The 19,292-nt window shown below is 65.6% G+C and carries 14 protein-coding genes; 6 read left to right on the forward strand and 8 right to left on the reverse strand.

Annotated features, from left to right (window positions below):
* Positions 1-9 precede the first annotated feature (9 nt).
* The 3 genes from BZG29_RS19410 (at position 10) to BZG29_RS19420 (ending at position 2,629) form a co-directional block, all read left to right on the forward strand.
* Positions 10-768 carry a DeoR/GlpR family DNA-binding transcription regulator gene (locus BZG29_RS19410; protein WP_171985063.1) on the forward strand — a complete coding sequence of 253 codons (759 nt, stop codon included), beginning with the start codon at positions 10-12 and terminating at the stop codon, positions 766-768.
* Between the two features lie 355 nt (positions 769-1,123).
* The gene (locus BZG29_RS19415; RefSeq protein WP_077406479.1) at positions 1,124-1,627 is read left to right on the forward strand and encodes a MarR family transcriptional regulator; all 504 of its coding nucleotides are present in this window, start codon (positions 1,124-1,126) and stop codon (positions 1,625-1,627) included.
* 84 nt (positions 1,628-1,711) lie between these two features.
* Complete coding sequence (locus tag BZG29_RS19420) at positions 1,712-2,629, forward strand: pyridoxal-phosphate dependent enzyme (protein ID WP_077406482.1); 918 nt, start codon at positions 1,712-1,714, stop codon at positions 2,627-2,629.
* Positions 2,630-2,636: 7 nt separating this feature from the next.
* Here BZG29_RS19420 and BZG29_RS19425 read toward each other — a convergent pair whose 3' ends face one another.
* The 7 genes from BZG29_RS19425 to BZG29_RS19455 all read right to left on the reverse strand — a co-directional run bounded on the left by BZG29_RS19425 (position 2,637) and on the right by BZG29_RS19455 (position 13,358).
* Positions 2,637-4,640, reverse strand: coding sequence for a diguanylate cyclase (locus BZG29_RS19425; RefSeq protein WP_150131004.1), 2,004 nt, complete (start codon positions 4,638-4,640; stop codon positions 2,637-2,639).
* Positions 4,637-5,167 (reverse strand): adenylyl-sulfate kinase, encoded by a 531-nt coding sequence (gene cysC / locus BZG29_RS19430; protein ID WP_077406488.1) that lies wholly within the window; start codon positions 5,165-5,167, stop codon positions 4,637-4,639. The genes BZG29_RS19425 and cysC overlap by 4 nt, the downstream gene beginning before the upstream one ends.
* Positions 5,168-5,229: 62 nt before the next feature.
* Positions 5,230-7,899 (reverse strand): nitrate reductase, encoded by a 2,670-nt coding sequence (locus BZG29_RS19435; protein ID WP_077406491.1) that lies wholly within the window; start codon positions 7,897-7,899, stop codon positions 5,230-5,232.
* Positions 7,900-7,910: 11 nt separating this feature from the next.
* Positions 7,911-9,137, reverse strand: a complete 1,227-nt coding sequence (locus BZG29_RS19440) for an FAD-dependent oxidoreductase (RefSeq protein ID WP_077406494.1) — start codon at positions 9,135-9,137, stop codon at positions 7,911-7,913.
* Complete coding sequence (nirD, locus tag BZG29_RS19445; RefSeq protein WP_077409194.1) at positions 9,134-9,487, reverse strand: nitrite reductase small subunit NirD; 354 nt, start codon at positions 9,485-9,487, stop codon at positions 9,134-9,136. Before nirD ends, BZG29_RS19440 begins: the two co-directional genes overlap by 4 nt.
* Before the next feature lie 12 nt (positions 9,488-9,499).
* A complete protein-coding gene (gene nirB, locus BZG29_RS19450) occupies positions 9,500-12,052 on the reverse strand; it encodes a nitrite reductase large subunit NirB (RefSeq protein WP_077406497.1) in 2,553 nt (850 codons plus the stop codon).
* A 10-nt stretch (positions 12,053-12,062) separates the two neighbouring features.
* The gene (locus BZG29_RS19455) at positions 12,063-13,358 is read right to left on the reverse strand and encodes an MFS transporter (RefSeq protein ID WP_077406499.1); all 1,296 of its coding nucleotides are present in this window, start codon (positions 13,356-13,358) and stop codon (positions 12,063-12,065) included.
* Between the two features lie 400 nt (positions 13,359-13,758).
* On the opposite strand from BZG29_RS19455, the gene BZG29_RS19460 reads away from it, so the two are divergent.
* A complete protein-coding gene (locus BZG29_RS19460; protein WP_253192653.1) occupies positions 13,759-15,390 on the forward strand; it encodes a CehA/McbA family metallohydrolase in 1,632 nt (543 codons plus the stop codon).
* Positions 15,391-15,398: 8 nt separating this feature from the next.
* Here the strand turns inward: BZG29_RS19460 and BZG29_RS19465 are convergent, their stop codons facing one another.
* Complete coding sequence (locus BZG29_RS19465) at positions 15,399-16,337, reverse strand: LysR family transcriptional regulator (RefSeq protein WP_077406502.1); 939 nt, start codon at positions 16,335-16,337, stop codon at positions 15,399-15,401.
* A 157-nt stretch (positions 16,338-16,494) separates the two neighbouring features.
* Here BZG29_RS19465 and BZG29_RS19470 point away from each other — a divergent pair, with 157 nt between their 5' ends.
* A complete protein-coding gene (locus BZG29_RS19470; RefSeq protein WP_150131140.1) occupies positions 16,495-16,890 on the forward strand; it encodes a RidA family protein in 396 nt (131 codons plus the stop codon).
* Positions 16,891-17,103: 213 nt separating this feature from the next.
* Complete coding sequence (locus BZG29_RS19475) at positions 17,104-19,209, forward strand: prolyl oligopeptidase family serine peptidase (protein ID WP_077406508.1); 2,106 nt, start codon at positions 17,104-17,106, stop codon at positions 19,207-19,209.
* The last annotated feature ends 83 nt before the right edge of the window (positions 19,210-19,292 follow it).

Here is a 19,292-nt window from a genome sequence, read left to right on the forward strand (position 1 = left end):
GACAAGCCCATGATTTTGAATCCCCGCCAGCGCCGCCTGCTCGAAGTGGTGCGCCAGAAGGTCACCATGTCCGTCGAAGAGCTGGCCCAGCAGTTGGGCGTGACGCCGCAAACCGTGCGCCGCGATGTCAAGCAGATGGAAGAAGCGCGCCTGCTGGCCCGGTACCACGGCGGCGTGGGCTTGCCCTCGTCCGTGGAAAACATCGATTACAGCCAGCGGCAAGTGTTCAACAGCGACGCCAAGCGGCGCATCGCGGCCGCCGTCGCCGCGCAAGTGCCGCACGGCTGTTCGCTCCTGATCAATATCGGCACGACGACCGAGGAAGTGGCGCGCGCGCTGGGCCGGCACACGGGCTTGCACGTGGTGACGAACAACCTGAACGTGGCCGCCATCCTGGCCGACAACGCCGCCTGCGAAGTCATCGTGGCCGGCGGCGTGGTGCGCGGGCGCGACCGCGGCATCGTGGGCGAAGCCACCATCGACTTCATCCGCCAGTTCAAGGTCGACATCGGCATCATCGGCATTTCCAGCATCGACGAGGATGGCAGCCTGCGCGACTTCGACGCGCGCGAAGTGAAGGTGGCGCAAGCCATCATCGAGCAGTCGCGCGAAGTGTGGCTGGTGGCAGACCAGCACAAATTCGGCCGCAAGGCGCTGGTGCGGCTGGCCGACCTGGCGCAAGTCGATATCCTGTTTACGGATGCGCCGCCGCCGCCCCGCTTTGCCGAAGTACTGCGCGAAGCGGGCGTGAAAGTGGTGCTGGCCTGAGCGGGCCGCATTTCTGCATCAAAACCTCGCACTGTCGCGTGGGCAATACGTCGTATGTGGGCAAGCACACGGAATGATATGAAATATTTATCAATTCGGCAAAAATCCTGTTACCATTGATGCAACATGAGTTATTTTTTTAATCTTCCTCTCTGGCAATACGATTATTCGCTTGATATTGTTTTTTATCTATCCAGAGCAAGAAAAAAGGAAAAATTCTTTGCCGGTAAGTGATTTCCTGTGAAAACAGTGTTAGAAATACCTCAAGCACGATGATTGTTCCCAAACAAACCACTCGACAGCAAGCGTGAAGGCCTTAACCATGCCGGCAACGCCGCCCAGTGAAGGAAAAGAAATGAGCCATAATTTTGAAACGGCCGCCATGCCGCAAGCAGCCCACCCCAACAGCGTCCCCGTCAGCGAGCTGGAAGCCCATCTCGGTTACTGGCTGCGTTTCGTGTCCAACCACGTTTCCCACAGCTTCCAGAAAAAAGCCGAGGCCAATGGCGTGACGGTCTCCGAATGGGTGGTGCTGCGCGAAATGTTCCGCCTGGGCTGCACCTCGCCCACGGTGCTGGCGCAAGTGTCCGGCATGAGCAAGGGCGCCGTATCGAAGCTGATCGACCGCCTGGAAAGCAAGGGCATGGTCAGCAAGTCGATCCTGCTGGCCGACCGCCGCCAGCATTCGATCGAACTGACCACGGAAGGCGAGGCGCTGGTGCCCGTGCTGGCCGGGATGGCCGACCAGAACGACGAGGAATTCTTCGGCAAGCTGCCGCGCCAGCTGCGCGACGACCTGCTCGAAGCGATGAAGGAAGTGGCGCGCACGCACCAGCTCAAGAACGCCCCGCTGAACTAGCAGCAGTCATGTATCAGCAAGGGTGACACAGTGGCGCGGGCGCTTCGGCTATGATGCTGGCCTGACTGTTTACCAGGAACACGCATGGCCCTGCACATCGAAACTCCCTTGCTCAACTCGCGCGCCTTGAGCCTGCACAGCGAACGCGACATCTGGCTCAAGCTAGAAGCCTTGCAGCCACCCGGCTCCTTCAAGATCCGCGGCATCGGCCTCGCCTGCGAAGAATACGCGCGGCGCGGCGCCAGCCGTTTCATCTCTTCTTCCGGCGGCAATGCCGGCATCGCCGTCGCCTATGCGGGACGCCAGCTGGGCATCCCCGTCATCGTCGTCGTGCCGGAAACGACCAGCGAACGGGCCAGGGCCCTGATCGCGCAGGAAGGCGCCGAAGTCATCGTGCACGGCGCCGCGTGGCAGGAAGCGAACGCGCTGGCGCAATCAATGCTCACGCCGCAAGACGCCTTTCTGCACCCGTTCGACGACCCGCTGCTGTGGCAGGGCCACGCGGGCATGATCGATGAAGTGGCGCGCGCGGGCCTGAAGCCGGACGCCGTGGTGCTGTCGGTGGGCGGCGGCGGCCTGCTGGCCGGCGTGGCCGAAGGCTTGCAGCGCAATGGCTGGAACGACGTGGCCCTGGTGGCCGTGGAAACGCAAGGCGCCGCCTCGCTGGCCGCGGCCGTGGCCGCGCGCGAACACGTGGCCCTGCCGGCCGTGAGCAGCATCGCCACGTCGCTGGCCGCGCGCCAGGTCTGCGCGCAGGCGTTTGCCGTCAGCCAGACGCGCCTGCTGCACAGCGTGGTGGTGTCGGACCGGGCCGCCGTCGACGCCTGCCAGCGCTTTATTGCCGACCAGCGCCTGGTGGTGGAGCCGGCCTGCGGCGCGGCGCTGGCGGCCGTCTACGGCAAGGCGCCGGAACTGGCGCCCTACCGCAAGGTGCTCGTCATCGTCTGCGGCGGCGTGACGGCCACCACGCAGCAGCTCGACCACTGGACTGCCACCCTGTAAATAAAACCTACGGCGCCGCCTCGAGCAGCGCTACGCCGTCGCGGCCCTGCCCCTTGGCGGCATACAGGGCCTGGTCGGCCAGGTCCAGCAACTGCGCCGGCGTCAGCGCGCCTTCGCGGAAAATGGCGATGCCGACGCTGGTCGTCACCGGCAGCGGGCCGCCGGCCAGCGCGAAGGGCTGGCGGATGGCGTCGATGATCTTGGCGCCGACCTGGCGCACTTCGGCCGCGCCGTTCACGCCTTCGAGAATGATCACGAATTCATCGCCGGCCAGGCGCGCCACCAGATCGCTGGCGCGCACGCTGCGCACCAGGCGCGCGGCGAATTCCTTCAGCACCTCGTCACCCGCCTTGTGTCCCAGGCTGTCGTTGATGGCCTTGAAACGGTCGATATCGAGATAGGCCAGCGCCATCGGCGCGCGCGCAGCCCGCGTGCGCTGCATGCTTTGCGCCAGCTGTTCGTCGAAGCGGCGCCGGTTGGCGATGCCCGTCAGGGTATCGGTGGCGGCGGCAAACTGCAGCGCCGTGTGCACCGCCTTGGTCTTGGTGATTTCGTGGATCAGGCCATACACGCCTTCCACCGCGCCGCTCTCGCCCACGTCGGGCACGTAACTGGTCTGGAAGGCGCGCGGGCCGGCCTCCCCTTCACCGCCGATGGTAAATTCATATTCGACCTCCTCGCCCGCGAAAGCGCGCCGCAGGTAGGCTTCGCGCAATTGATACGCCTCTTCGCCGAGCACGTCGCGGATCGACTGCATCAGGCTTTCCCGCTGCGACCTGCCGAACCATTTTTCAAACGTGGCGTTGATGAACTGGTAGCGGTGCTCGCGGTCGATATAGACGATCACCACGGGCACATGGTCCGTCAGCAGTTTCAAGCGCCGCTCGCTGCCGCGCGTCTGCGCCTCGGCGATTTCGCGCTCGGCCACCAGCGAATAGAAATCGCGGCTCAAGTCGCCGATCTCGTCGCGCCGCTCGATCTGCAGCACATCGATGCCCAGGCGATGACGGCGAATCTCATGCACCTGGTGGCGCAAGCGCGCCAACGGCTGCAACAGGCGCAGCACCACGCGCCAGCCGGCCAGGCCCGCCAGCGCGGCCAGCAGCACGGCGGCCAGCAGGATCTTGCTGCGGATGGCGTGCAGCGGCGCAAACGCGTCGCTCATGGGATAGACGGAAGCCAGTATCCAGTCCGTCGAGGCGATGCGGTGGTAGGCAAACAGGGCATCGACGCCTTGCGTGGTGGTGCCCGTCAGCCAGCCCTCGAAACCCTGCATGGCGCGCCGCGTCGGTACGCTGATGGGGCCATGCGCTTCGATATGCTGCATGATGCGCGACTTGTCGGGATGCTCGACGATCACGCCTGCGCTGGTCATGATGTACAGGTAGCCGCCCGGACCCGGCTTGAGCGCGCCGAGACGGCCCAGGAAATCGGGCTGGCGCAGGTTCACGCTGGCCGCCAGCACATAGCGCACGCCGCCCTGCGCGTCGAACACGGGCTGCGTCACCACGACGATGGGCATGCCGGAAATGCTGCCGTTGAGCGGCGCGGAAATCACCGAGCGCCGCGTCGCCAGCGTCTGTTCGAAATATGGACGGCCCTTGACGTTCAACCCCGCCTGCGGCTTGAAGGGACTCACGCTGGCCAGGACGTCGCCGTCGATGCCGACCACGCCGGCCGAATAAAACTCCTTGCCCAGCACCGTTTGCGCGCCCAGGAAGCGCTGCAGGCTGGCGCCGTCGTGCGCGCCGCCGGCCGCCAGGCTGTCCGCCATCGCGCGCAGCACATTGCGCTTCGCGTCGAGTTCTTCATCGATGAACACGGCGGCGCTGGACAGCGATACGTACTGCTGGCGCCCCGTCACGTCGCGCATGCCGCGCTCGGCCACGGCCAGGGTGGCCAGCGCCAGCGAGGCGACCGCGCCCAGCACGAGCAGAAAGACGACCACGCTCATGCGCGCCTTCAGGCTGGCGGGCAAGTGCCGGCGCAGCCATTTGCGCCAGGTCGTCACGGCCGCTGCTGCAAATGCCGGCACAGACGCTCGACCGACTCTTCCAGCGCCAGGGCGCCCGTGTCCAGGGTCAGCGCGGCCGCCAGCGGCGCTTCGTAGGGGGCGGACACGCCCGTGAATTCGGCGATCTGCCCCGCGCGCGCCTTCGCGTACAGGCCCTTGACGTCGCGCGCCTCGCACACGGCCAGCGGGGTGCTGACGTGGACTTCGATGAAATGCGCCGTGCCGATGATGGCGGCGGCCATGGCCCGGTCGGCGCGGCTGGGGGAAATGAAGGCGGCGATGACGGTCAAGCCCGCACCGTTCATCAGGCGCGCCACTTCGGCCACGCGGCGGATGTTTTCATGCCGGTCTTCGGGCGTAAAACCCAGGTCGCGGTTCAAGCCATGGCGCAGCTGGTCGCCGTCGAGCATCGCCACGGCGCGGCCCTGCGCCTTCAGCGCCTGCACCAGCGACAGGGCGATACTGGTCTTGCCGGCGCCGCTCAAGCCCGTCAGCCAGACCGTCGGGTGTTGCACTTCTATCATCACACTGCCTCTCTGTTATAGAGCTGGCAATATAACAAAGCCGTGCCGGAAAGGACAGATTTTCAGGCCGCGCTGCGCGCCTCAAGCAGCAACTGTCGTATCTCCGGTACGCAGGAGCCGCAATTGCCGCCCGCCTTGACGCAGGCCGTCACCTGCGCCGTCGTCGTCAGCTGCTGTTCCACGATGGCCGCGCAAATGGTATTGCGCCCCACGCCAAAGCACGAACACACGGTGGGACCGGCGTCCATGCCCTTGCCGATGGGCTGGCCCAGCAGCACGCCGGCGCGGTCGGCCGCATCGAGCTGCGCGTGCGCAAACAGGCCTGCCAGCCAGCTGCGCGACGGCAGGTCGGGACGGGGAGAGACATACACGCATTGCGCGATGCGCCCCTCGTCCAGGTGCACGGCGCGGTACACGCCGGCGCTGGCATCCGCATAATCGAGCCAGTCGGCATTCTCGTCCGTCACGCCCAGCAGCGCGCGCGCCCAGGCGCCGAGATCCTCGATGCGCTGGCGGCCGGCCAGTTCGTAGCGCAGGAATTGCTCGCCCTGGATGCGCGTCCAGTGCGCCACGCCGTCCAGGTTCAAGGGCGTGCGGCTCAGGACAAACGCATGCCAGTGCACGCGGAACTGCTCGATGCGCACGGGCGTGTGCTTGAATTCCGGCTCGCCCGAGACGGGGTCGACGACCGGGTTGACGACGGCGCCCACGCGCGCGTCGGACGCATTCGCGTCGCTCCAGTGGATCGGCACGAAGACCTGGCCGCGCGCGATGCCGCCGCCATGCACGACGCGCGCCACCATCGCGCCCCAGGCGCTGGAAATGCGCGCCAGCTCGCCTTCGCGCACGCTGTACAGCAGCGCATCCTGCGGGTGGATGTCGATGAAGGCCTCGGCGATATGCCCCGACAGTTTCGCCGCCTTGCCCGTGCGCGTCATCGTGTGCCACTGGTCGCGCACCCGGCCCGTATTCAGGATCAGCGGATAGTCCTCGTCGGGCATGTTGCGCGGGGCGCGCGGCGCCGTGGGAATGAAGCGCGCGCGCCCGCCCGCATGCGCGAAGCGCCCGTCGCCGAACAGGCGCGCCCGGCCCTGCGGCCACTGCTGCGGCGCCAGGGTATCGTAGCGCGCCGCATCCAGACCGGCCAGGTGGCCCAGGTTGAACAGGCGCTGTGTGGTCCCTTCGTTACGGAAGGCGGACAGGCGCGCGTGTTCGTCGAAGATGGCCTGCGGCGAAGTAAAATCGAAGCCGGCATGGCCCATGCGCCGCGCCACCTCGCACAGCACGTCCCAGTCGGCGCGCGCCTCGCCGGGCGCCGGCAAGAACGCGCGCTGGCGCGAGATGCGGCGCTCGGAATTGGTCACCGTGCCATCCTTTTCGCCCCAACCCAGCGCGGGCAGCAGCACGTCGGCATGCACGTTCGTATCCGACCCGGCGCTGATGTCCGACACCACCACCAGCTCGCACCTGGCCAGCGCGCGGCGCACCTGGTCGGCATCCGGCATGCTGACCAGCGGATTGGTGGCGATGATCCACACGGCTTTCACTTTACCCGATTCGATCGCGTGGAACAGTTCCACGGCCTTCAGGCCAGGCTTGCTGGCCATGCGCGGCGAGTCCCAGAAGGTTTGCACTGCTTCGCGGTGCGCCTCCTGGTCGAGGTCGAGGTGCGCCGCCAGCATGTTGGCCAGGCCCCCCACTTCGCGCCCGCCCATGGCGTTCGGCTGGCCCGTGAGGGAAAACGGCCCCATGCCGGGCTGGCCGATGCGTCCCGTCGCCAGATGGCAGTTGATGATGCTGTTGACCTTGTCCGTGCCGCTCGATGACTGGTTCACGCCCTGCGAAAACGCCGTGACGACCTTGCGCGTGGCGGCAAACGCCTGGTAAAACGCCAGCAAGGCGTGCGGGTCGACCTTGCAGATGGCCGCCACCTGCAAGGGGTCGCCGCAATCCACGTGGGCGGCCGCCAGCGCGTCGTCGAGGCCCGAGCTGTGCTGCGTGACGAAAGTGTCATCGATCGCGCCTTCCCGCGCCAGATAGCACAGCAAGCCGTTGAACAGCCACACGTCGGTGCCCGGTTTCACGGGCAGGTGCAAATCGGCCAGCTCGCAGGTAGCCGTGCGGCGCGGGTCGATCACCACCAGTTTCATGTGCGGCCGGGTTTCCTTGATACGTGTGATGCGCTGGAACAGGATCGGGTGGCACCAGGCCGTGTTCGAGCCCACCAGCACCACCATGTCGGCCAGTTCCAGGTCTTCATAGCAGCCCGGCACGATATCCTCGCCGAACGCGCGCTTGTGGCCCGCCACGGCCGACGACATGCACAGGCGCGAATTGGTGTCGATGTTCGCGCTGCCCACATAGCCCTTCATGAATTTGTTGGCCACATAATAGTCTTCCGTCAGCAGCTGGCCCGAGACATACAGGGCCACGGCGTCGGGGCCGTGCTCGGCTATGATGGCGCGCAGGCCGCCGGCCACCTGGTCCAGCGCAGCGTCCCAGGAAGCGCGCCGCAGCACGCCGTCGACGCGCACCTGCGGCTGCAGCAGGCGCTTGTCCAGGTCCAGGGTGTCGCCCAGGGCCGAGCCTTTCACGCACAGGCGGCCCTGGTTGGCCGGGTGCGCCGTGTCGCCGGCGATGCGGATGGCGCCGTCGGGCAGGCGTGTCGCTTCCACGCCGCAGCCGACGCCGCAATACGGGCAAGTGGTTTTCACGGGCGTGCAGCTTGTCATGGAATGTCCTGTCAGGCGGCCTGGGCGCACAGCGCCTGGCCAAACAATAAATGGGCGCGCAGCTTGCTGATGTCGCGGCGCTGCTGGATCAGGTCGAAATACCAGGGACCGTCCTGCACGTCGCCATACAGCACGGCGCCGGCCAGGCGGCTGCCCTGCACCACCAGGCGCTTGTAGATGCCGCGGCGCGGGTCGCGCAGCACCAGGTCTTCGCTGCCCTCGCCGCCGAGGATGTCGCCGGCCGAATACAGGTCGATACCCGTCACTTTCAGTTTGGTGGCGCTGGCCTGCTGCACGTAGCGGCGGTGCCCTGCGCCGGCCAGGTGCGCGCCGCACACGCGCGCCTGCTCCCAGATGGGCGCCACCAGGCCGAAGGTGGCGCGCCGGTGCTGCACGCATTCGCCCACGGCGTACACGCGCGGATCGTAGCTTTGCAGGCAATCGTCGACGACGATGGCCCGCTCGCAGTGCAGGCCGGCCGCTTGCGCCAGGGCGATGTTCGGGCGCACGCCGGCCGTCATCACCACCAGGTCGGCGGGTATGCTGCTGCCGTCCGCAAACTGCACGCCTTCCACGCGGGCGCTGCCCAGAATGGAGGACGTTTGCGCCTGCATCAGGAAACGCAGGCCGCGCGCTTCCAGCGCCGATTTGAGCAGCATCGATGCGGGCGCGTCGAGCTGCTGGTTCATCAGCGCGCCGCTCATGTGCACCACGGTGACGTCCATGCCCTGGCGCTGCAGGCCGTTGGCCGCTTCCAGCCCCAGCAAGCCGCCGCCGATGACCACCGCGTGACGGTGCTGGCGCGCCGCCTGCAGCATGGTGTCGACGTCGGCGATGTCGCGAAAACCGATCACGCCGGGCAGCGCGTGGCCCGGCACCGGCACGATGAAGGGCGTCGATCCCGTGGCCAGCAGCAGGCGGTCGTAGGCTACCGTGATGCCGGACAGCGCTTGTACCGTGCGCGCCTGGCGGTCGATGCGCACGACAGGATCGCCCGCGTGCAGGGTGATGCCGTTGTGCGCATACCAGTCGCGCGTATGCAGCATGATGTCGTCCACCGACTTTTCGCCGGCCAGCACGGGCGACAGCAGGATGCGGTTGTAATTGCCGTGCGGCTCGGCGCCGAACACGGTGATGTCGTACAGGTCCGGCGCGAGTTTCAGCAATTCCTCGACCGTGCGCATGCCGGCCATGCCGTTGCCGACGACGACTAAAGACGGCCGTGCGGCGGTGTTCATATGGCCACCCACACCATGCCGCCGAACACGCGCGCCGGCCAGGCGGCCACCGAGTGTTCAGGCGCTTCGATGCACTCGCCGCTGGCCAGGTCGAAATGCTGCTTGTAGATGGGCGAGGCGACGACGACGCGCTCGCCGATGCTGCCCACCAGGCCCCGCGACAGCACGGAAGCGCCCGCGTTCGGGTCGACGTTGTCGATGGCGTACACGCGCGGCGCGGCATCGCCGACGCGGAACACGGCCACGTGGCGCCCCTGCAGCAGCGCGCACACGCCCGTGTCGGGCACGATGTCGGTCAGGGGGCAGATGACCACCCAGTTGTCGGCGCTGGCGCTGTTCAATTCATTCATCGCATTCATGGCTCACGCCTCCACGGCAAGGATGGGAATCACGGTGCTGCGGCGTTCGTCAAGCGTGGCAGGCCGGATCTGGCCCCGCTCCTCGACGAACACCACGTTTTCATCGTTCTTCTCGCTGTTGACGAAATGGCGGAAGCGCTGGCGCACGGCGGGATTCGTGACGGCTTCCTTCCACTCGCAGGCATAGGTGTCGACCACGTGCTGCATGTCCGCCTCCAGTTCGTGGGCGATGCCCAGGCGGTCGGCCACGACGACGGCCTTCAGGTAATCGAGGCCCCCTTCCAGGTTGTCGCGCCACACGCTGGTGCGCTGCAGGCGGTCGGCCGTGCGCACGTAAAACATCAGGAAGCGGTCGACATAGCGCACCAGGGTCGCTTCATCGAGATCGGACGCCAGCAGTTCCGCATGGCGCGGCTTCATGCCGCCATTGCCGCACACGTACAGATTCCAGCCCTTTTCCGTGGCGATCAGGCCGATATCCTTGCCCTGCGCCTCGGCGCATTCGCGCGTGCAGCCGGAAACGCCGAACTTGATCTTGTGCGGCGTGCGCAAGCCCTTGTAGCGGTTCTCCAGTTGAATCGCAAAGCCCACGCTGTCGGCCACGCCGTAGCGGCACCAGGTGGAGCCGACGCACGATTTGACCGTGCGCAAGGATTTGCCGTAGGCGTGGCCCGATTCGAAGCCGGCCGCGATCAATTCTTCCCAGATGGCCGGCAACTGGTCCACGCGCGCGCCGAACAGGTCGACCCGCTGGCCGCCCGTGATCTTCGTATATAAACCGTATTTTTTCGCCACCATGCCCACGGCGATCAAGCCGTCGGCCGTCACCTCGCCGCCTGGCATGCGCGGCACGACGGAATACGTGCCATCCTTCTGGATATTGCCAAGGAAATAATCATTACTATCCTGCAAGCTGGCGTGCACGGGCGACAGCACGAAATCGTTCCAGCAAGATGCGAGGATATTCGCCGCCACGGGCTTGCACACGTCGCACCCCAAACCCTGGCCATGCGCACCCAGGAGCGCGCCGAAGCTGCGGATCTTGCCCACGCGCACCAGGTGGTGCAATTCCTGGCGCGAGTACGCAAAGTGTTCGCACACGTGGTTGTTGACGGCCAGGCCCTGCTTCTGCATTTCCGCCTTCATGATCTGCGTCACGAGCGGCACGCAGCCGCCGCACGCAGTGCCGGCTTTCGTGCAGGATTTTAATGCGCCGATGGTGGTGGCGCCCCCGGCGACGGCCGCGCACAGCGCGCCCTTCGACACGTCGTTGCACGAGCAGATTTGCGCCGACTCGGGCAAGGCGTCCACGCCCAGGCCGACCTTTTGCTGGCCGTCCGCCTGCGGCAGGATCAGGAATTCGGGGGATGCCGGCAGCTCGATTTTATTCAGCATCATCTGCAGCAAGGTGCCGTATTCGCTGGCGTCGCCCACCATCACGCCGCCCAGCAGGTACTTGCCGCAGTCGGAAACGACGATCTTCTTGTAGATCTGCTTGCGCTCGTCCATGAACTGGTAGGAGCGGCTGCCCGGCGCATTGCCATGCGGGTCCCCCAGGCTGGCCACGTCCACGCCCATCAGTTTGAGCTTGGTGCTCATGTCGGCGCCCTTGAACGATGCCTCACCCTCCTCCTGCAGCAGGTGGCGGGCAGCGATGCGCGCCATCTCATAGCCGGGCGCCACCAGGCCGAACACCAGCCCGCCCCACAGCGCGCATTCACCGATCGCGTAGATATCCGGGTCGGACGTGACGCAGCTGTCGTCGATGGCGATGCCGCCGCGCGGCCCCACCTCCAGGCCGCAGGCGCGCGCCAGCTCGTCGCGCGGACGGATGCCGGCCGAAAAGACGATCATGTCCGCTTCCAGATGGCTGCCGTCGGCGAACTGCATGCGGTGCGTGGCAGATTCGCCATCGACGATGGCCAGCGTGTTCTTTTGCGTGTGCACGGTCACGCCCAGTTCCTCGATCTTGCGGCGCAGGACGCGCGCGCCGCCCTCGTCGACCTGCACGGCCATCAGGCGCGGCGCGAATTCCACCACGTGGGTGTCGAGCTGCAAGTCGCGCAAGGCCTTCGCGCATTCGAGGCCCAGCAGTCCGCCGCCGATGACCACGCCCGTGGTGGATCTGGCGCCCCAGGCCAGCATGGCTTCCAGGTCTTCGATGGTGCGGTAGACGAAGCAGCCATCCCTCTCCTTGCCAGGCAGCGGCGGCACGAACGGCGTGGAACCGGTGGCGAACACGAGTTTGTCGTAGATCAAGACTTCGCCCGTGCTGGCCGTGACGGTTTTCGCCGCGCGGTCGATGGACACGGCCCGCGCATTGAGCTTCAGGACGACGTTGCCCTTGTCGAAAAAGCCGGGCGCCACCAGCGACAGGTCCTCGGCCGACTTGCCGCTGAAAAATTCGGACAGGTGCACCCTGTCGTAGGCGGGGCGCGGTTCTTCGCACAGCACGGTGACGTGCAGGTGCGGCGCGTTTTCCAGGGCCAGGCGTTCGAGGAATTTATGTCCGACCATGCCATGGCCAAGGACGACGATGTTCAAGGGGTGGTTCATGCTTGTCTCCTCAGGCCGCGGCCATGTTCGGTTCGGCCGCTTCGCGGGTAAAGCGCACGGCGATGGCGCACAGGGCCGAGATCACCACCAGCGCGCTGAGGATGGTCAATGTCTGGCGGATGTCGCCCGTGCCCTTCATCAGGAAGCCGGCCGCCACGGCGCCCACGTTGCCGCCCGCGCCGATGATGCCAGCCACGCCGCCCAGCGCCTTGCTGTCGATGAAGGGCACCAGCGCGTAGGTGGCGCCGCACGCCATGTGGGTGAACAGGCCGAAGACCAGCATGGCGATGACGGCATACGTGACGCTGTCGACCTTGGCGAACCACAGCAGGCCCACGCCTTCGCCGATCATCAACATGAACAGCAGGGTCACGCGGCTGTTCAGGTTGCCGCGCAGGGCCAATTTATCCGACATCCAGCCGCCCAAAGCCCGGGCAAACAGGGCCAGCAAGCCGAAGCTGCCGGCGGCCAGGCCGGCCGATTTCAACGACAGGCCGAAATGGTCGACGTAGTACACGGCGGCGATGTTGTGGATGAAGATCTCGATGCCGAAGCAGGCGCCGTAGGTGACGAACAGCAGCCACACGCGATAATTGCCGCTGGCGGCCTTGAAGCTGGCCCAGCCGCCTTTCTTCCCCCCCTCAATAGACACGCCAGCCTTGCGCAAATCCGAGTAATTGCCTTCCGGGCAATCCTGCGTGTAGCGCCAGTACAGGGCAGCCATGACCAGCATCAGCACGCCCGGCACCAGCAGGGCGATGCGCCAGCCCAGCGATTCGGACACGCCCAGCATCAGCACGGCACCGAGCAGCAGCGGCATCAGCGCCTGCGCCGCACCGCCGCCCGCATTGCCCCAGCCGGCGGCGGCCGCATTCGCCGTGCCGACGACACGGGGGGCGAACATCACGGAGGTGTGATATTGCGTAATGACAAAGCTGGCGCCGACGGCGCCGATGCCCAGGCGGAAGAACAGGAAACTTTCATAGCTTTGCGACGCGGCCACGCCCAGCACGGGAATGGCGCCCAGCAGCAGCAAGCCCGTGTACGTCTTGCGCGGGCCGTAGCGGTCGCACAAGGGCCCCACGATCAGGCGCACGAGGATGGTGATGGCGACGGCCGCGATATTGATATTCGCCACTTGCGCCAAGGAAAGGCCGAACTCGCCCTTGATGACCGGCATCAGCGGGGCGCAGGCGAACCAGGCGAAGAAACACACGAAAAATGCCATCCACGTCAGGTGGAATGCGCGCATGGGCGGCGTGGCGAGGGAGAAGAGCGCGATGCGCGTTGCTTTTTGGCTGACCATGATAGGTTCCCGAAATATCCCGTTGATAAAACAAAACGGCGCCCGCCCCCGCCGATGAAAAAAATCAGCCTGGGCGGACGCCGTTGTCCATGTGGTCCGTCGTTGGACCGTTGTGCGTTTATTCAGGGGATCGCCGTTGATCCGTATCTCTTGTGTAGCAAGCGCCGTGCCAGCTTTTGCAGGGGCGCGCGGCGCCATTTGCACTGGCTTTGCGCCAGATCATGGCCAATCACGGTGCAAGCACGCCACTTGCTGGTGCATGCGGGAACCGGCAGGTGGCAACTCTTGTCTAACTTACCATCTGAAGCCGTTGCGGGAGGCCACGATGCTCAAGACACTGCGCCGCTGGCGGCCGCCTTGGCCGCCTTGGCCGCCATGGCTCGCTTGCGTGTGTGCTGGCGTGTTGCTCATAACGTGGAGCAACAGTGTCGCCGCGCAAGATCCGAAGGAACACAGCGAACTCGACGCCACTGTCGTCGCACCCTTCCGCGCCGCGCTCGGTGCACGGACAACGCAGGCGCGCACCTTTCTGGTCCGCCTCGCCTATCCCGACGAGGGGCGCGCGCATGCAGTGCGCTGGACCTTGACACTGTCCGGCCCGGGCCCGCAAGGCGCCGTGCTGCGGCGCTGGTCGGGTACGGAACAGGTGGGGGCCGGCGGCCACAGCGTCACCTTGCCCTGGGATGGCCGCGCCGACGCCGATGCGCGCGAACGGCGCGTGCCGGTCCCGGACGGTTTATATGAACTGCGCCTGCTGGCCGTGGCCGATGCCGGCACGCCGCAGGAAGCGCAGGTGGAACAGCAATGGCACATCCAGGTGCAGCGGGGGGCCGGCGCGCCGCCCAGGGTGCCCGCCTTCCAGGCCGGCCTGCAACAACTGCCCAGCCTGGATGGCCAGCTTGCGTACCGCATCGTCTACGCCAACCTGCACAGCCAGACGCGCCACAGCGACGGCGGCGCGGCGCTCGATGCCTGCCATGGCGCGCAAGACCCGCAAACGGCGCCCTTCGGCCCCATCGATGCCTACAAGTACGCGCAAGAACACGGGCTCGACGCCCTGCTGACATCCGAGCACAACCATATGTATGACGGTTCCGATGGCACCAACGCCGCTGCAGCCCCTGCCGAAGCGATAGCCCTGTACCAGACGGGCCTGGCCGAAGCGGCCGCGTATTCGGCCGCCCATCCCGGCTTCCTGGCCCTGTACGGCATGGAATGGGGCGTCATCAACAAGGGCGGCCACCTGAACATCTTCAATAGCGACCAGCTGCTGGGCTGGGAAAGGAATGCCCTGGGCGAGCTGCTGGCCGACGTGGAAACGCCGAAAAGCGATTACGCTGGCCTGTACGCGCTGATGCGCGAACGGGGCTGGATCGGGCAATTCAACCACCCCGCCTATGCGGGTCAGTTTCTCGTCGATGGCCAGCCGCTCGGCTACACGCCGGATGGCGACGCGGCCATGGTGTTGTGCGAAGTCATGAACACGTCCGCTTTTTCCACCAACGACCAGGAAACGGAGACGCGGCGCAGCAATTACGAGGCGGCCTGCAACCGGGCCCTGGCGGCCGGCTACCATGTGGCCTTCAGCAGCAACCAGGACAACCACTGCGCCAACTGGGGCGCGGCCTACGGCAACCGCACGGCCGTGCTGGTGGCCAGCCCGGCCGCCGGCACGCCCGTCTCACGCGACGGCTTCCTCGAAGCGCTGCGCGCGCGCCGCGTGTTTGCCACCATGGACAAGCACGCGCAGCTGCTGTTTACGGCCAATGGCAAGCTGATGGGCGAGCGCTTCGACAACCACGGTCCCTTGCAGCTGGCCATCAGCTTCAGCAACAGCGCCGGGCGGCAAGCGGCCGCCGTCGCCATCTTCCACGGCGTGCCAGGAAGCAATGGCTCCGTCACACAGGTATCGGATCAGGCCGAACTCAGCCTCACGCCCGCGCCCGGCCCCCATTTCTATTACGCGCGGCTGACGCAGGACGATGGCAATATCGTCTGGTCGGCGCCCGTGTGGATCAATCAACTGCCCTAAGGAGTACACTATGTAGTAACAGAAACCGTTTCATGGCGCTGCGGCGGCGCATGCCGCGCCATCAGTTCGACCACCCAGTCGATGAAGACGCGCAGTTTTATGCTGACATGGCGATTCGGCGGATAGGCGAGGTACAAGGGCATGGGAGCGATCTGCCAGCCGGCAAACAGGGGAATCAGGGTCCCGGCCTCGACATGTGCCCGGGCCATGTAATCCGGCAACCACAAGGCGCCCAGCCCCGCCAGCCCTGCCGCCAGGTAAGCGTTGCCGTCGTCTATCGACAGCACGTACTGGCCCTGGATCGTCACGCTCTGACCACCCTGCCGCATCACGGCGGAGTAAGCGTTGCCGCCACTCCCCCAGCGAAAGCGCACGATACGGTGCCGGGCGTCTTCCAGTTCCTGCGGATGGCTTGGAATGCCGGCGCGCTGCAGATAGCCAGGCGCCGCATACACGGCCAGCTGCAAGTCGCCGATCTTGCGCGCCATCAAGGACTGGTCGCGCAGCTCGCCACCACGGATGACGCAATCGACGTGATCGCCTATCACATCGACCATGCGGTCGCTGGCGCCCATGTCCAGCTGGATGTCCGGGTAGCGGGCGTAAAACTGCGGCAGCGCCGGCACCAGCAGCAGGCTGGCGAGCGGACTGGGCACGTCCACCCGCAACTGGCCACGGGGCAGCGTCGCGGCGCCGGGCAAGCTGGCTTCAAGCTCGTCCAGGGTGGCCAGCACCTGCACGATACGCTCGTAATAAGCGGCGCCATCGGCCGTGACATTGACCTTGCGCGTCGTGCGGTTCAGCAACTTCAAGCGCAGCCGCGCTTCCAGCTGCTGCACCAGCTGCGTGACACTCGTGCGGCTCATGTGCAAGGTGTGGGCCGCCCGGGTAAAACTACCCGTCTCGACCACCCGCACGAATGCCCGCATCGTATCCAACTTGTCCATCGCCACCTCCCCATCCCGATTGTTTGGATTATACAAATAGTCTTGGGGGAACTTGCGCCTTTATCTGCGCGACTGCCGGCGCTAAAGTTCTGCCCAGGCCGCCGTCGGGCGGCAACCTCCAGGGAGCCATGCCATGAGTAATGCAGTGAGCAATACAGTGACCACGCGCGACGTCGTCTTTCCGCCCGGACGCCAGGCGCTGTATGAGAAAAACCGCTATTCACCCGCCGTGCGGGCCCAAGGCTTGCTGTTCGTCTCCGGCCAGGTGGGCAGTCGCGCGGACGGCACGCCGGAACCCGGACTGGAAGCCCAGGTCAGGCTGGCGTTCGACAACCTGAACACCATCCTGCGCGCCGCCCGCTGCACCTTCGATGACGTGGTCGACGTGACCGTCTTCATCGTCAATCCGGAAGCGACATTCCAGCGCATCTGGAACATCGTGCAGGCCGAGTACTGGGGCGACGCGCCCCACCCCGCCGTCACGGCCGTGGGCGTCACATGGCTGTACGGTTTCCAGTTCGAGATCAAGGTAGTGGCGAAGTTGCCAGTGTAGTACTTTCCGGCAAGCACGAAATTAAAATCCGCAAACACCACCCAATGCCGCAGAAAATAAAGCCGATAGGATTTGAATGAAATATCATATGAAAAACATGTCAAACCTATACCAATAACGCCGTCACACTGGTTCCCAAAAGCAATCCATGGCACCATGGCTGCGCCGTTTTGCCTGCAACGCGGCCTCCCTCGGACCAACCAGGAACCCTCTATGTCGTCATATCGCACTCTCGCCGGCAGCATGCTGCTCGGCCTGGCCGCAGCGGGCATCGCCCATGCACAAGCACCCGCGCCCGCCGCCGCCAACACCGATCCCCACCTGTGGCTGGAAGACGTCCTCGGCGACAAGCCGCTGGCCTGGGTCAAGCAGCACAATGCCGTCGCCACCAGGGAACTGGAAAGCCAGCCCGGCTTTCCCGCCCTGCAGGCGCGCCTGAAAACCATCCTCAATTCCAAGGAACGCATTCCCTCCGTCAGCAAGGAAGGCGAGTTTTACTACAACTTCTGGCGCGACGCCCAGCACGTGCGCGGCATCTGGCGCCGCACCACGCTGGCGCAGTATCAGCAGGCCGAACCCGCGTGGGAAACCGTGATCGACCTCGACCAGCTGGCCGCCGGCGAGAGTGAAAACTGGGTCTGGGGCGGCGCGTCCTGCCTGTATCCGAAGGGCGAACGCTGCCTCATTTCCCTGTCGCGCGGCGGCGGCGATGCCAAGGTGGTGCGCGAATACGACGTGGCCAGGCGCGCCTTCGTCGACGGCGGCTTCACCCTGCCAGAAGCGAAGGGCAGCGCCAGCTGGATCGACCAGGACACCCTGCTCGTCTCCACGGATTTCGGCCCCGGCTCGATGACCAGCTCCGGCTACCCGCGCATCATCAAGCAGTGGCAGCGCGGCACGCCGCTGGCGCAGGCGCAAACGCTGTATGAAGCCAAAGCCGACGACCTGAGCGCGGGCGCCTACAAGGATTTCACGCCCGGCCACGAACACCAGTTCATCGAGCGGCAAATCGATTTCTACAGCGGCGAAATGTTCCTGCGCGACGGCGCCGGGCTGAAGAAAGTGCCGAAACCGGATGACGCGACGGCCTTCACCGTGCGCGACCAGCTGGTCATCACCCTGCGCTCGGACTGGAAAGTCAACGGCAAGACCTATGCGCAAGGCTCATTGCTGGCGACGGATTTCAAGGCCTTCATGCAGGGCAAGCAGGAACTGGAAGTGCTGTACGCGCCGACGGCCACGTCTTCGCTGGACAATGTCACGGCGACCAAGTCGGCCATCCTCGTCACCACCCTGGACAAGGTCAAGAACCGCCTGACGGAACTGCGCCATGTGAACGGCAAGTGGCAGCGCCGCGCCGTCGATGCGCCGAAGCTGGGCACCCTGGCCGTCAGCGCGCTCGACCCCGTCGACTCGGAGCAGTACTTCCTGACGGTGACCGACTTCCTCAACCCGACCACCCTGTACCTGGCCACGGCGCAGAGCGACAAGCGGACAAAGATCAAGTCGCTGCCCGCCTACTACGACGCGGCGCCGTACAAGGTGGAGCAGTTCGAATCGACGTCGAAGGATGGCACGAAGGTGCCGTATTTCGCCATCATGGGCAAGAAGACGAAGTTCGACGGCAGCAATCCCACCGTGCTGTATGGCTACGGCGGCTTTGAAATGTCGCTGAAACCAAGCTACAGCGGCACCACGGGCGTGGCGTGGCTGGAAAAAGGCGGCGTGTACGTGCTGGCGAACATCCGCGGCGGCGGCGAATTCGGCCCCCGCTGGCACCAGGCGGCGCTGAAGGAAAACCGCCAGCGCGCGTATGACGATTTCATCTCCGTGGCGCAGGATTTGATCCAGCGCAAGGTCACCAGTCCGCGCCACCTGGGCATCATGGGCGGCAGCAATGGCGGCCTGCTGACGGGCGCCGTGCTGGTGCAGCGTCCCGACCTGTTCAACGCCGTCGTCAGCCAGGTGCCGCTGCTCGACATGCGCCGCTATAACAAGATGCTGGCGGGCGCCTCGTGGATGGGAGAGTACGGCGACCCGGACGTGCCGGAACAATGGGCGTACATCAGCAAGTACTCGCCGTACCAGAACGTCTTCAAGGACAAGAAATATCCGCGCGTGCTGTTTACCACCTCGACGCGCGACGACCGGGTCCACCCTGGCCATGCGCGCAAGATGGTGGCGAAGATGGAAGAGCAAGGCCACGACGTGCTGTACTGGGAAAACACGGAAGGCGGCCATGCGGGCGCCGCCAACAACGACCAGCAGGCGCTGATGTGGGCGCTGACCTACACCTTCCTGCTGGAGCAGCTGAAGTAAGGAAGTCGAAGTCAACCCGGCCTGACGGCCTCCGCAAGACAGAACGCCTGCACCGGATCTTCCGGCGCAGGCGTTTTTTCATG

The sequence above is a fragment of the Janthinobacterium sp. LM6 genome, from assembly GCF_002002885.1.
GTDB classification, from domain to species: domain Bacteria; phylum Pseudomonadota; class Gammaproteobacteria; order Burkholderiales; family Burkholderiaceae_D; genus Janthinobacterium; species Janthinobacterium kumbetense.